Origin of the sequence: Pedobacter africanus (genome assembly GCF_900176535.1) — a bacterium.
Taxonomy (GTDB): domain Bacteria; phylum Bacteroidota; class Bacteroidia; order Sphingobacteriales; family Sphingobacteriaceae; genus Pedobacter; species Pedobacter africanus.
This window is the reverse complement of record NZ_FWXT01000001.1, coordinates 451,609-465,516: the sequence shown is the minus strand read 5'-3', so window position 1 is coordinate 465,516 and position 13,908 is coordinate 451,609. Positions and strand designations below refer to the sequence as shown.

At 45.8% G+C, this 13,908-nt stretch carries 12 protein-coding genes; 6 read left to right on the top strand and 6 right to left on the bottom strand.

Features of this window, described 5'->3' with window-relative positions; genetic code table 11:
* Position 1: 1 nt before the first annotated feature.
* The 3 genes from B9A91_RS01640 to B9A91_RS01630 form a co-directional block, all read right to left on the bottom strand.
* Complete coding sequence (locus B9A91_RS01640) at positions 2–2,137, bottom strand: heparinase II/III domain-containing protein (RefSeq protein WP_084236683.1); 2,136 nt, start codon at positions 2,135–2,137, stop codon at positions 2–4.
* A gap of 31 nt (positions 2,138–2,168) precedes the next feature.
* Positions 2,169–2,906 (bottom strand): FadR/GntR family transcriptional regulator, encoded by a 738-nt coding sequence (locus B9A91_RS01635; protein WP_084236682.1) that lies wholly within the window; start codon positions 2,904–2,906, stop codon positions 2,169–2,171.
* Positions 2,907–3,032: 126 nt separating this feature from the next.
* Positions 3,033–4,577, bottom strand: a complete 1,545-nt coding sequence (locus B9A91_RS01630) for a choice-of-anchor I family protein (RefSeq protein WP_084236681.1) — start codon at positions 4,575–4,577, stop codon at positions 3,033–3,035.
* A gap of 192 nt (positions 4,578–4,769) precedes the next feature.
* Between B9A91_RS01630 and B9A91_RS01625 the strand changes: the two genes are divergently transcribed.
* A complete protein-coding gene (locus tag B9A91_RS01625; protein ID WP_144008823.1) occupies positions 4,770–6,011 on the top strand; it encodes an MFS transporter in 1,242 nt (413 codons plus the stop codon).
* Here the strand turns inward: B9A91_RS01625 and B9A91_RS01620 are convergent.
* Genes B9A91_RS01620 through B9A91_RS01610 form a run of 3 tightly spaced genes read right to left on the bottom strand, consistent with a single transcriptional unit; the run spans position 6,008 to position 8,718 of the window.
* Positions 6,008–6,586: a LutC/YkgG family protein gene (locus B9A91_RS01620; protein WP_084236679.1), complete on the bottom strand. Its 579-nt coding sequence runs from the start codon at positions 6,584–6,586 to the stop codon at positions 6,008–6,010. The genes B9A91_RS01625 and B9A91_RS01620 overlap by 4 nt on opposite strands.
* Positions 6,579–7,958: a LutB/LldF family L-lactate oxidation iron-sulfur protein gene (locus B9A91_RS01615; RefSeq protein WP_084236678.1), complete on the bottom strand. Its 1,380-nt coding sequence runs from the start codon at positions 7,956–7,958 to the stop codon at positions 6,579–6,581. Before B9A91_RS01615 ends, B9A91_RS01620 begins: the two co-directional genes overlap by 8 nt.
* 25 nt (positions 7,959–7,983) lie before the next feature.
* Positions 7,984–8,718 carry a (Fe-S)-binding protein gene (locus B9A91_RS01610; RefSeq protein ID WP_084236677.1) on the bottom strand — a complete coding sequence of 245 codons (735 nt, stop codon included), beginning with the start codon at positions 8,716–8,718 and terminating at the stop codon, positions 7,984–7,986.
* A gap of 146 nt (positions 8,719–8,864) precedes the next feature.
* Between B9A91_RS01610 and B9A91_RS01605 the strand changes: the two genes are divergently transcribed.
* From B9A91_RS01605 to B9A91_RS01585, 5 genes are all read left to right on the top strand, one after another.
* Positions 8,865–9,923 carry a LacI family DNA-binding transcriptional regulator gene (locus B9A91_RS01605; RefSeq protein WP_084236676.1) on the top strand — a complete coding sequence of 353 codons (1,059 nt, stop codon included), beginning with the start codon at positions 8,865–8,867 and terminating at the stop codon, positions 9,921–9,923.
* On the top strand, positions 9,923–10,765 hold the full coding sequence (gene kduI / locus B9A91_RS01600; RefSeq protein ID WP_084236675.1) for a 5-dehydro-4-deoxy-D-glucuronate isomerase: 843 nt from the start codon (positions 9,923–9,925) through the stop codon (positions 10,763–10,765). The genes B9A91_RS01605 and kduI overlap by 1 nt, the downstream gene beginning before the upstream one ends.
* A 16-nt stretch (positions 10,766–10,781) precedes the next feature.
* Entirely contained in the window at positions 10,782–11,927 is a 1,146-nt protein-coding gene (locus tag B9A91_RS01595; protein WP_084236674.1) for a DUF4861 family protein, read from the top strand.
* Positions 11,928–11,949: 22 nt separating this feature from the next.
* Complete coding sequence (locus B9A91_RS01590; protein WP_084236673.1) at positions 11,950–12,720, top strand: SDR family NAD(P)-dependent oxidoreductase; 771 nt, start codon at positions 11,950–11,952, stop codon at positions 12,718–12,720.
* An 86-nt stretch (positions 12,721–12,806) separates the two neighbouring features.
* Positions 12,807–13,907, top strand: coding sequence for an SGNH/GDSL hydrolase family protein (locus B9A91_RS01585; RefSeq protein ID WP_084236672.1), 1,101 nt, complete (start codon positions 12,807–12,809; stop codon positions 13,905–13,907).
* The last annotated feature ends 1 nt before the right edge of the window (position 13,908 follow it).

The window sequence follows — 13,908 nt, the reverse complement described above, 5'->3', positions numbered from 1 at the left end:
ATTAATTAAGTTTTATAAAATTCTCTTTGTTCTTGTAATTGATCTGGTAAGTATAAGGTTTGTTTTTCACTTTAAAAGAAACCCTGACCTGTTCTTTACTGCTGCTGATGACCCTTAACTCGCTAACCATAGCGGTAGCCCCGGTAGTGGTTTCGCTAATGGTATTGGTATTGCCGTGGGTTTCTACGATGTTGAAGAAGACCTGGTTTTGGGCCTCTGGGACCGAAAGCATAAAGGCTTTACTTTCGATCAGGCTCAAGTCGGGGTCGTTTGCACCCAGGCTCAGTATCTTTAAATTCAACTTGCTCTCGCTGGCAAAATGGACCGTATAAAACCTTTTGTTATTCAAAATACCCAGGTAACCCGTATTTTGGGCAACAGGCTGTTCAGCATTGAGCCAGATGTGCTGGTAACCATCCTTAGTGCCAAGGGGTATCAGCCGATCTGTAAAAGCGCTGATCTTTTCTGATGAGGCAATGATATGCCCCTTGTACCAGAAAGGAAGGTCGTACTGATGGGGCTGGTCTGATAGTACCTGGAAAATATCAATTACAAGCGGTTTTTTGAGCGCATCTACTTTTAGCAGGGCGGATGTTCTGGTCATTTGTACACCCGGATAGGCCTGGCGTTCGGTAGCGCTAACCGCTTGCAGGTTTTTGTCGCTTTTAAAGTATAAGATCTCAGGATAGTTTTGCTGTGCTACACCCGGATTGCCATTGGAGTGTGAGGTCTGATCGACCACCAGAGTGTTGTGAGCAACCGTTTGCTTGGCCCAGGTTTTATTTTCTGGCAGGTAGTCGCCCCCTTTTTTTGATTCGATGTTGATGAACCTGGCGGCTCCGTAATCTGGAAATATTTCTGTATTGTTGTCGTAATAAAGGAGGTTAAGGCGGTCGAAATGCCCATGTCCCATCCCTTGCGAAGCGGCTTTGATGAGCAGGGCCTGCTGATCGTCGTTGCTGCCATAACGCAGTATGCCCAAACCACCTTCATTACCTTTTGAACCATCTTTTATCAATTGCGACCGGTAAGCAAAAGGTTTGGCTTTGCCGGCCTGGAGATCGGCCGCTACTTTAAGTCCCGCATCTGATACAACCACCTCGTCCTGTTTTTCTGCTATATCCAGCAGGTCTGGAGCCGCTTTGATGTCGGCATAGGCAATGTCGACCCCATATACCAATTCAGCAGTTTCGTAGGTCTTGCTTTTTATCGCATCATTGATTGGGAAAAACGTCCCATCGGTGTAGGTCAGTTGCAGGGAGGTGTTGATGGCTTTGGCCAGCAGCTGGTCTCTGTATTCGAATATCTTTAAGCCCGGCTGGAAATTGTTGATGGCCTTTGCAAAAATGACAAAGGGCAGCAGGGCATATCTTTGGTAATAAGGACCTTCAGTATAATAGCCATCGGTTGAAAACAGCTGGTCTATCTGGGCCAGGTAACCTGTTTTGCCATCTTTTGCAGAACCTTTGATCGCTTTTTCTACATACTCAGGCTTGTTCAGTACATAGCCGGTCATGCCTACTGCAGCAATGTCCCAGGTACCGTGGTTATGGATCTTGTCGAAGGTATCTTTACAATCTATAGTAAAGAACTTAAGGATGGGCTCAAAGAGGCCTTTGGTAATGGTTTCCCTGTTTTTAGGAGAGATGGCATCGTAAGCCATATCGTAACCCTGTATGGTGTACACCTGCCATACAAAATCATTCAGGCTTTGCCAGAAGATTCTGCCGGCCGGGTGGTTCTCTTTTCTTTTGGGGTGCAGCGGCCATTTGTTATAATCGGCCGCGTATTTGAGCAGTATGTTTTCTACATATGCGGCATATTTTTTGTCACCCGAGATCTGGTAGGCAATACCGCAGTTCAAAATATTGGTGTAGTTTTTTTTATGCTGTTCATGTGTAGCACCGCCACCTGCATCTTTAGGGGTAGGTACCTCAATGGTCTCAGTTAAAGCTTTATCTGCATCGGCCTTTACTTTCAGCCATGACTTTTTGAGCAGGGGGTAGGTTAGTGTTCCCTTTCTAACAGCTTCAATATTTTTTTTGGTCAGCATGATGCCCGGATGTTCCTGCGCCATCAAGGACGGGGATAACATCAGACAAAACAATGCCATTACCAACTTTTTTAAGTAGTTCATATTTGTTTAAAGAAAAGGGAATCGTTCTTACTTACTGGTCATTAATTATTCTTTGAGCAGAAAATCCGGCTCTGCTAATCTGGAACATATCGTTAAGGTGTGCGGCTACCGCATTTTCGGCAGCATCAATATCCTGGTTTTCTATGGCTGTTAATATATTTCTATGCTCGGCCATGGCCAGTTTGCCACGGTTGTCGCCACAAATTTTACTTTCTACAATACTTTTAATGAGGTCTGGTATCAGGATCAGGATCATGGATTCAATCACAGAATTTTTTGATGCCCTGGCTATGGCGATGTGGAAAAGCATGTCTTCCTCAACTGCATCCTGGTTGTTATTGGTTTTGGTCTCGTAATCAAGCATGGCTTCCTTCAGGTTAATGAGGTCCTGCTCGGTCCTTCTTTCTGCGGCCAATTTTACTGCATCCAGTTCCAGATAATACCTTGCTTCCAAGAGTGCGTTAAAATCTTCTTTGTTAAACTTGATGATGTCGGTAATGATGTTGTCCAGTACCTTAATGCTCAGCCCAGATACATACGTTCCGCTTTGAGGGTTTGTTCTGAGCAATCCGTAAAATTCAAGCTTTAATATGGCTTCACGTACGTAGCTGCGACCCACACCGAATTTTTCGGCAAGGATTCTCTCAGCTGGCAAACGATCGCCAGGCTGCAATTGTCCGCTGGTAATCAGTTGTTTCAGCTGACCTATGATCTTGTCTACCGGTGATTCTACTTCTATGGACCGGATGGTCTCTATAAATGATTTCATATGCTATATTTGGTCGACCAATTATTGGTTAACCAAATATAGGGATTAAAATGAATTATCCAAAAGATTTTTTGTGGCAGATTTAAAAAAGAAAGCCATGATGAATGTCATGGCTTTTTAATTGCATTAACCGATCGTTTTAGGTGTGTATACTTTTACTACCCCATCGCCTTCGCTACTGACCACAAGCAGGCTTTTTTTGGTCGGACTGTCTTTGGCCGGGATGAAGAGTAAACCTTCAGGTGCATCTCCGCATTTCAACAGTTTAAGGAACACCGGACTGGCAGGATTTGTCAGATCATAAACAGCTACTGCATCTGCACGTTCCATGCCTACAAAGGCTACTTTTTTATTACCGACTGTACCAATCGCTATGCCTTCAGGCTCTACGCTTTTATCGTCACTTCTGCCATCATCATAGGTTTCTGCTTCAACTGTTTTCTTGTCAAGCTCGTTTTTACTGTCGAATACCAGACTGCCGTTGCTTCCGTTCCATACACTGAAAGACCGGGCACCAAGCGAGTACAGTTCATCCAGATCTCCATCTCCATCAATATCACCTAGGGTAGTGGTTATGTTAAGCCTTCCTAGTTTGCCATCTTTCTTCAGCTCGGCCCAGTCAGGAAACTTAGTTGGATCTAGCGTAATGGTTTTGTCTTTTACCCGTTTTACCTCTACAAAAGTGTCGTACTCACGGGCATCGCCCTCATTAGCTGTAAACAAATATGGAATGCCGTTGCTTTCCAATACAGCAATGGCATCTGGCATATAAATTCCTTTTACTGGCCATTTTGCTGCAGCATAGGCCTTGTTGTCGTCGGTAGGGTCTATTTCAGTGCCATCAAGGCTATAGTCTTTAAAGCCTAGCGGAAAAATATTGCTGATGGTTTTGGAAGGGATATCTATTTTAGCGATGCCGTTGTTCTCCTGCAGGGTTACCCAGGCGGTTTTGGAATCTGAAGATATAGTGATGTATTCCGGTTCTATGTCTTTCACAAATGTACTGTTGGGGCCAAAGATGCGAAAGCCTTTCTGCATCAGTGCATTTTGCTGGCTGGCCATGGAGGAGAAGTTTACTGTGGTGACGGCGTAATTTTCATTTACTGAAATGATGGATACGCTGCCTTCCGGATCGATGGTGTATGTTGCATTTGGTTCGCCCTCGTTGGCGCTCATGATGTATTTGCCATCCGGCGAGAAAGTAACCATATCCGGCAAGGCACCTACTGTAACCTGACTGATGACGCTGTGGTCACTGGTTTTAAATACCACTATTTTACCGTTAGCCGTTTTATCTCCGGCTTGTATAGCGGCCGCAAGCTTACCGGAGTGTACGGTCAGACTGTTTACTGCACCACCAAATGGCTCCATGCCAATGTCGCTGATGACTGTCATTGCTGAAGGATTCTTGAAATCGATTACTTCGATGCGGTTAACCTGGTTTGGCAGACCCTCGTTCTCATTTTTTACCACAAAGAGCTTTTTGGTCTCGGGATCGTAGGCAGATATTTCGGCAGCCCCGGTTTCGCCAATATCAATTGTGCCAATTTCAGCGAAAGTAGCCGCGTCTTCATTCACAAAAAAATCGGGCTCTTCACCTGGGGTTTTGTCTTTTTTGCAGCTGGTAATACCAATTGTTAAAGAAAGTGCAAATAGTAAAAATCTTCTCATATCTATTTCTTAAGTTTAGCTGCGAAAGTATTATCAGGATGTAAATAGCAGGTAATGTTAGTGTTACTAAACTGTAAAGAAGAAATCAGGTAAGGGTATTATGAAATAATTTTAAAATGAATATGATAGTTATTTATAAAAATAAATATCTTAGCATTTATAAATCACCAAACCAAACTATAAATTATACAGATGGCCAACATCACCAAAGAGAAAAGCGCGGCAGCATATCTGTTTAGCGCCCCTGTTATTGTAGCCTCATTAGGCTATTTTGTAGATATCTACGATTTGCTTTTATTTGGCATAGTCCGCATTCCAAGCTTAACCGAACTTGGCCTCAATGAGGCTGCTGTTTCAATAGAAGGCGCAAGCATTTTAAACTGGCAGATGACCGGCTTATTGCTTGGTGGGATTTTATGGGGCATCCTTGGCGATAAAAAAGGCCGTCTTTCGGTGCTGTTTGGTTCCATTATTACTTATTCGGTAGCCAATTTTGCCTGTGGTTTTGTACATGACGTTACCATCTATAAAATATTACGCTTTATAGCAGGGATAGGTTTAGCTGGCGAACTTGGCGCTGGCATTACCCTGGTGTCTGAAAGTTTACCCAAACGACTGAGGGCTATTGGCACCTCGGTTGTAGCTGGTGTAGGTTTGCTTGGTGCAGTAGTGGGTTATTTTACGGTAGAGCTGTTTAGCTGGAGGAATGCCTATTTTATTGGCGGGGGTATGGGTATTTTACTGTTGTTTTTAAGGATAGGGGTGTTTGAGTCGGGCATGTTCCATGCAATGAAAGAAAAACACAATGTGGCCAAAGGGAACTTCCTTTCTTTTTTTACAAAAAAAAGCCGCCTGGTTTTGTACCTCAAATGTATCGGAATTGGCTTGCCAACCTGGTACGTGATCGGAATCCTGGCCACATTCAGCAATGAGTTTGGCAAGGCCCTTGGGATCAGCGAAGCGATCAAACCTGGACTGGCGGTAATGTGGTGTTATGTTGGACTTGCAGCGGGCGACCTGGTGAGCGGACTGGTAAGTTACTGGCTGGAATCGAGAGTGAGGGCAGTAACCTACCTGATGATCTTTACAGCCATAGGGGCCATCATTTACCTGTACGGTGGCATCAGCTCGGCTACTGGTTTATATGCCATGTGCCTGTGGATCGGTTTTGGCATAGGTTATTGGGCAATGTTTGTGACGATAGGCGCCGAGCAGTTTGGTACCAATGTAAGGGCTACTGCGGCTACCACTATTCCCAACATGGTAAGAGGTACAGTGGTGTTGATGACCACCATATATACTACATTAAAGCCACATGTGCTGGAGCTTCATGCGGCTGGTATCTTAGGCTTACTGTGCTTTGGAATTGGTTTTTACTGTATCAGGACCATCCCTGAAACGCACCATAAAGATCTTGATTTTGTAGAGGACTAATCCAGCGCAAAAACCGTCATGCCTTTTGGCCCGTGCGCACCCAGCACGAGCGACTGTTCTATATCGGCTGTTTTTGAAGGCCCTGCTATAAAACTTCCAAAGCCATAATCGGCGGTGCCTATATTTACATAGGCATCGTGCATGGTTTGTACAATCTCCTTTTTGCTGATCACCACGGCCAGCTGCTGGCAGATAAAGGGAACGGCCCTTTGTTGCATCAGGTCTTCCGTAATCCAGATGGCAGCATTTTCTGCTACACCGAAATGGCCTTTGATGATGGCCAGGTCTACATTGGCATAGCTATGCGGGTCCTGGTTTTCCCAGCCTTGCTCCGATATTCCGGCCAGCTCAGGCAGGGTGGAGACGATGCGTCCGCCGAAATGTGTTTTGATGTATTCCTGTATTGCCTGGAAATCAGCGACCTCAACAAAAGCCCCACCAATTGCTGTTAATACGGTTGCAAATGCGGTTACTGGGTTTGCAGCCGGAAATGCTGTATGGAGGTCGGCCGGAAGTGGTTTCATGTCGGGCTGGTTGTCCAGCACCCTGGCCAGTATCTGTTCTCTGCTAGTCATTTTTCTTGTTCTTTTTATACCATTCCCCAAACGATTGTGCCGGTACCTGTGGCATTTCGCGGTGCTGGTACCAGAGGTTTAATTTGTTGTTTACGGTAAAAGGCGCATGTTTCATGAACCATCTGCCTGCCTTACCTGCATTTCTGTAGATAGCCGGACTGGACAGTGTAAATTCCATTGCTTTCATGGCCATCTTTTTCTTCGGGTCGGCGTAGCCTTCTTTCACAATTACCTGTCGCCATTTATACAGCTGTTCATGTATATTGATTTTTACCGGGCATACATTGCTGCAGGACCCACAAAGGGTAGAGGCAAAGGGAAGATCGGCATAGTCTTTCATGTCCAGGTTAGGGGCCAGGATGGAGCCAATCGGGCCGGCAACAGCAGTATGGTAGCTGTGGCCGCCGCTGCGTCGGTAAACCGGGCAGGTGTTCATGCAGGCTGCGCAGCGGATGCATTTGAGTGAGTTCCTGAAATCGGGCCTCCCCAGCTGGGTAGTCCGGCCATTGTCGACCAGCACCAGATGCATTTCCTGTCCGGGCCGTGGTTTTTTAAAGTGACTGGAATAAGTGGTAATGGGTTGTCCCGTAGCGCTGCGGGTGAGCAGTCTTAAAAATACGCCCAGGTTCTTTCTTTTGGGGATGATCTTTTCGATACCCATACAGGCGATGTGCACATCGGCCAGGTGTGCGCCCATATCGGCATTCCCCTCGTTGGTACAAACCACAAATTCTCCGGTTTCGGCAACCGCAAAGTTTACGCCTGTAATGGCGGCTTTACGCGTTAAAAATGTTTCGCGGAGGTGTTCACGTGCTGCTGCAGTTAAAAACTGCGGGTCGGCCATACCTTCGGGGGTACCCAGATGTTCATGGAACAGGGCTCCGATCTCTTCTTTCTTTTTATGGATGCAGGGCAGTACGATATGGCTTGGCGGTTCTTTGGCCAGCTGTACAATGCGTTCACCAAGGTCGGTATCAATAACTTCAATTCCATTTTGCTGCAGGTATTCGTTCAGGTGGCACTCCTCGGTAAGCATGGATTTGCTTTTGATGAGGCGGTCTACCCGGTGACCCTTCAGGATTGCATGTACAATGCGGTTGTGTTCTTCGGCATTGGCTGCCCAATGCACTTTTACACCATTCTGCTGTGCTTTTTCTTCAAACTCGAGCAGATAATCGTGCAGGTTGGAAAGTACGTTGTTTTTGATATGGGAAGCAGCTTCCCGCAGGTTTTCCCATTCGGGTATGTTGTGTGCGGCTTTGTCGCGTTTGGCACGTACAAACCATAAAGTCTCGTCGTGCCAGTTTACCCTTGCTTCGTCCTTGTTGAAAATGTCGGATAATTGTGCGTGGTCTTTTGTTCCTGAATTCATAGTAATGTATTGCTGGAATGGGTGACTATTGTGCGTTTAATATTTCGGCAATATGCAAAACCTTTACGTTGCTGTGCTGACGGCGAAGGATGCCTTCCATGTGCATCAGACAGGACATGTCGGCGGCTGTGATGTATTCTGCGCCATTGTTGATGTGGTCTGCAACCCGGTCTTTGCCCATTTTTACAGATACTGCCTCTTCTGCTACACAGAAGGTTCCCCCGAATCCACAGCATTCATCGGGTCTGTTTAGTTCAATCAGTTCCAGACCTTCTACCATTTTCAGCAGCTGCAGGGGCTTGGAAAAAGGGGCATCTACCAGCTCGGTCATCTGCGAAAGCATTAAACCACGTTGTCCATGACAGCTTTGGTGCATGCCTACCTTATGCGGGAAGCGGGCAGGCAGCTGCTCTACCTTCAGTATATCTGTTAAAAATTCCGTCAGCTCATATATCTTTTTCCGGATTCCGGATGCTTTTTCTTCCGCTTCAGGCGAATGCAGGTGGTCTTTAATGTGCAGCACACAACTCCCGGAAGGGGAAACGATATAATCGAATTCAGCAAAGTTATCAATGAAAAGATCGTTACATCCCTGGGTTAAATGTTCGAAACCAGAGTTCGCCATGGGCTGCCCGCAGCAGGTCTGGTTGACAGGATATTTTACTGTTATGCCAAGTTTGCTTAATAGATTTAGCGTGGCAATGGCGGCATTTGGATAAAACTGGTCGATATAGCAAGGTATAAATAGGCCTACGTTCATTTATTATAGGGTTTTGGGCTTAAATATACTGTTTTAAAACAATCAGACCATCCTGTGCTGTCATAGTACAGGTAACAAAATGGCTAATTTCTGAAAACGTTTTCATGTAATTGAAAAAAATGTTAGCTTGCCAAATATTTGCTTTTATGGCTACGGGAAAAAAAACTTATCAGAATACCATACTGGATATTGCAGAAGCATTAAGACTTTCTCCTGCAACCATTTCACGTGCTTTAAATAACCATCCCTATGTGAAGGAAAAGACACGCAAGGATGTCATAGATATGGCCGCTAAGCTCGGGTACCGACGCAACCATATGGCCTCGGGCCTGAGGAGCAACAAAAGCCGGACTGTAGGGCTTATTGTACCGCGGGTCTCGATGTTTTTTCATGCCGAGGTGATTACTACGATTCAAAACGATCTTCATAAACAGGGGTACAGCCTGATCATCTGCCAGTCAAACGATTCGGTAAGTATGGAAAGGGAACTGACCGAGACTTTATACGCTTCGAGGGTGGATGCTTTAATTGCTGCTTGCACCCTTCAGACCGTAGATTTCAGCCATTTTGATAAGTTTACCGAAAACGGTACCCCGGTGATATTTTATGACCGGGTACCTGTTGAACCTTACCGGGCCACAATAGTTAAGGGAGACGATTTTAACGGGGCTTATCAGGCCACCAGTCACCTTATTGCGGCCGGATGTAAAAAAATAGCACACATTTCCGGGCCGCTAACCTCCAATTTATATCAGGACCGGGCTGCGGGTTTCGCTAAAGCGATGGAAGAGCATGGGTTGGAGTTGATACCGGACTGGATCTTCCACCAGGAGCTGAGTGCAGAAAATGCCATGCGTGCCATGCGGGAAATGTTTGCGGGCGGGGAGGTTCCTGATGCTTTGTTTGCAGATAATGATACCACAGCCATTGCAGCGATACAGTTTGCCATCGAAAAAGGCATCACCGTACCGGATGCGCTTAAAGTAGCAGGTTATTCCAATGACCCCAGGACTGCCATTATTACACCGCCGATCACTTCGGTAGAACAGTTCCCGGAAACGGTGGGCAAGCGGATTGTAGAGGCGCTGACAGCGCTATTAAACAGCGATCCGGCCGAACCTGCGTATATCACCAAGGCTGTTGTTGTTCCCGTACAGCTGGTAAGCAGAATGTCTACAAGTACAATAAATAAAAATACAATATAATGAAAACATCTTTTGAAAGCCGCTATGCAGTAAGTCCGGGTGAAGCGAAGCAATTTGATACTGCCGCTTTGCGTAAGAATTTTTTAATGGAGAGCCTGTTTGAGGCCGATGCCGTTAAGCTGACCTTGTCGCATTACGACCGTTACATCACCGGTGGTGTGATGCCGGTAAATGAGACAGTGGAATTGTCTAACCCTGAGAACCTGAAGGCCGCTTATTTTCTGGAAAGGAGGGAACTGGGTATCATTAATGTTGGAGCGAAAGGTAAGATTGTTGCAGATGGGGTAACTTATGACCTTGAATTTAAAGAGGCGCTGTACCTTGGAAAGGGTACCCAGACGGTAAGCTTTGCATCCGAGGATAAAAGTAATCCTGCCAAATTCTATATCAACTCCGCGCCTGCGCATCATACCTATCCTAATAAAAAGGTTTCAAAGGCGGATGCAGAAATTGTTGAATTGGGTAGCCCCGAGACTGCCAATCACCGTGTGATCAATAAATTACTGGTGAACAGTGTACTGCCAACCTGCCAGCTGCAGATGGGAATGACCGAGCTGAAAAGCGGAAGTGTATGGAACACCATGCCAGCGCATACACACGACAGAAGGATGGAAGTATATTTTTATTTTGAGGTGCCGCAAGGCCAAAGCGTTTGTCATTTTATGGGCGAGCCACAGGAAACCAGGCACATCTGGATGCAGAACGAACAGGCCGTCATCTCTCCGAACTGGTCTATCCACTCTGGCGCAGGTACCAGCAATTATACCTTTATCTGGGGGATGGCTGGTGAAAATCTGGACTATGGAGATATGGACCACTGTGCAATCAATGATTTGAAATAATAAAGATCAATATACAATGAAAAGAATATTAGGTGTTTTATTGCTGTTACCGGTACTGTCTGTACCTGTAATGGCGCAAAGCGGGGCTGCAAAAGCTACGATTACAGTAAGCAACCCCTTAAATGCAGATCGCAACAATGCAGTTGTGGCTGTAAGCTGGACAGCTGTAACCGCGAAATATCCGGGCATTGATACGGCTAATTTTAAAGTCATCAGTGCGCTAACAAAAAAGGAGGTTCCCTTTCAGCTGGAACATGGTGGAGAGCGCGGAGGAAAGAGCATCCAAAATCTGCTCGTGCAGCTTAGTCTGAAAGCCAATGCCAGCAGCAAATTGCTGATCGTAGCCGGTAAACCGGCAGCTGTTGTAAAAAAGACCTATGGCCGTTATGTGCCTGAGCGTTATGATGACTTTGCCTGGGAGAACGACAAAGTGGCTTTCCGCATGTACGGAAAGGCGTTGGAGACCAGAAAAGACAATGCTTTTGGAACGGATGTATGGGTGAAAAGAACAAATAAGCTGGTGATCAACGATTGGTACAAAACCGGTGATTACCATACTGACCATGGAGATGGAATGGATTATTATAGTGTAGGACTTACCCTTGGGGCAGGCGATATTGCTCCCTTAGTGAAAGATTCTGTTTATTTCCCTTTAAATTATCACCACTGGAAAGTGCTGGATAATGGTCCGCTGCGCACTACCTTCCAGTTGGGATATGATGCCTGGGATGTGGCTGGTAAATCTGTAACGGTAACGAAGACCATTTCACTCGACGCCGGATCGCACATGAACAGGATAGAGGCTGTATATACTTATAATGGTGATGCCCTGCCAGTAGCTGTGGGTATTGTAAAAAGAAAAGAAGCTGGTACCATTTTAATGGATGAGCAGAAAGGAATTTTAGGTTATTGGGAACCCCAGCATGGACCGGACGGGATTACTGGTGTAGGAACGATCGTTACCGGGGAACCGGTGGTTATGGGTGCTGATAAAAAGCATTTGCTGACTTATACTTCGGCAAAAAACAATCAGGCTGTTGTGTACTACAATGGTTCGGCATGGAGCAAGGCCAATGAAATTACAAACGCGGCGGCCTGGTTCAAATACCTTGAAACCTTTAAAAAACAATTGGAACAACCTTTAAAAGTGAGCGTGCAATAGCACCCTATAAAAGAAATAGAAAATGGCAGTACTAGATTTATTTAACCTGAAAGGAAAAACAGCTTTGGTAACAGGCTGCAAACGCGGTATAGGCAAAGCAATGGCCGAGGCCCTGGCTGAAGCAGGTGCAGATATCATTGGGGTATCGGCAAACCTGGAGCTGAGTGGCAGTGATGTAGAAAAGTCGGTTACAGCGCTTGGTAGGAAGTTTTATGCCTATCAGTGCAATTTTAACGACCGTGAGGCGATCAGATCATTTTGTGAGCAGGTGAAAACCGAGCATCCGGTGATCGATATCCTGGTGAACAATGCAGGAACTATCCTGAGAAAGCCTATTGCCGAACACCCGGATGAATTCTGGGATGAGGTAGTGGCTGTAAACCAGACTGCACCTTTTATCCTGACCAGGGAAATTGGCAGGGATATGGTTGCAAGGGGAAGCGGAAAGATCATCTTTACAGCTTCATTGCTTACTTTTCAGGGCGGTATTACCGTTCCCGGATATGCGGCAAGCAAAGGCGCAATAGGACAGCTGACCAAAGCATTTGCCAATGAATGGGCAGCCAAAGGCGTAAACGTAAATGCAATAGCTCCGGGGTATATCTCTACCGACAATACCACGGCTTTAAGGGCTGATGAAAACCGAAGCCGTTCTATTATGGAGCGCATTCCGGCAGGCCGCTGGGGCGAAGCAGAAGATTTTATGGGACCAATAGTGTTCCTGGCTTCAAAAGCATCTGACTATATGCACGGTACAGTGATGACCGTTGATGGTGGTTGGATGGGCAGGTAATATTCCTACTTTTTAATTTATTTTTAAAAGCAGGCTATTTTTGGTCTGCTTTTTTTATACCTTAGATTAAACACTAAGACAAGCACATGAAACCAAATTTATTCTTCGCCTTCCTGTTATTTTTTACTGTAAAATCTGCTTTCGCCCAAACCGAAAAAAACTACAAGATCTGGAACCCTGCAGGTGAAGCCAAAAGCATGGTAGCCGGACAGGCCTGGCCTAAAGAGGCTCAGGATTATTACGATCGTTTACCTGCAAGGGCAGAGGCCGCTGTGCGTAAGCCGGTATGGAACCTGTCGAAAAACAGTACGGGTATGAACCTGCGTTTCAGATCGGATGCGGAAGAGATTGTGGTGAAATACCAGGTAAAAGGCAACCTGCAAATGCCGCATATGTCGGCAACAGGTGTGAGTGGGGTAGATTTGTATGCCAAAGGCGGCGATGGGAAATGGCTTTGGGCAAGGGGTGCTTATTCCTTTAAGGACACCATTGTATACCGTTTTACCAAGTTGCAGGCAGCTGGCATAAAAGAACCTGAATATACTTTATATCTTCCCCTTTACAATTCCGTAAAGTGGTTGGAAATCAGCGTTCCGGAAAAAAATACTTTTGTTCCATTGCCGGTGCCTCAAAAGCCGATCGTGGTGTACGGAACTTCCATTGCCCAGGGGGCCTGTGCCAGTCGCGCCGGTATGGTCTGGAGTTCTATCTTAAGCCGTAAGCTGGAACAGCCCTTCATTAACCTGGCATTTTCAGGTAACGGGCCTATGGAAAAGGCAATCGTAGATCTGCTGCCCGAAATTGATGCGAAACTGTATGTGCTTGACTGCCTGCCGAACATGACCGGTGAGTATTTTACGGATGAGGAAATCAACAAACGAATTGAATATGCTGTTGCCGAGTTGCAAAAGAAAAAGCCAGGGGTACCTATTTTACTTACTGAACACGATGGCTACACGGATGAAGGCTTAAATCCGGAAAGGAAGCGTGCATATGAACGGGTAAATGCGGTAATGGATAAAACTTTCAAGGCCATGAAAAGCAGGGGCCTGAAAAATATTTATCTTTTGACGAAAGCCGAGATTAATCAGGACATCAACACCATGGTGGATGGTACACATCCAAACGACATCGGGATGATGCGCTATGCCGAGGCTTACGAAAAGGCCATTCGAAAAATCAGGTAAG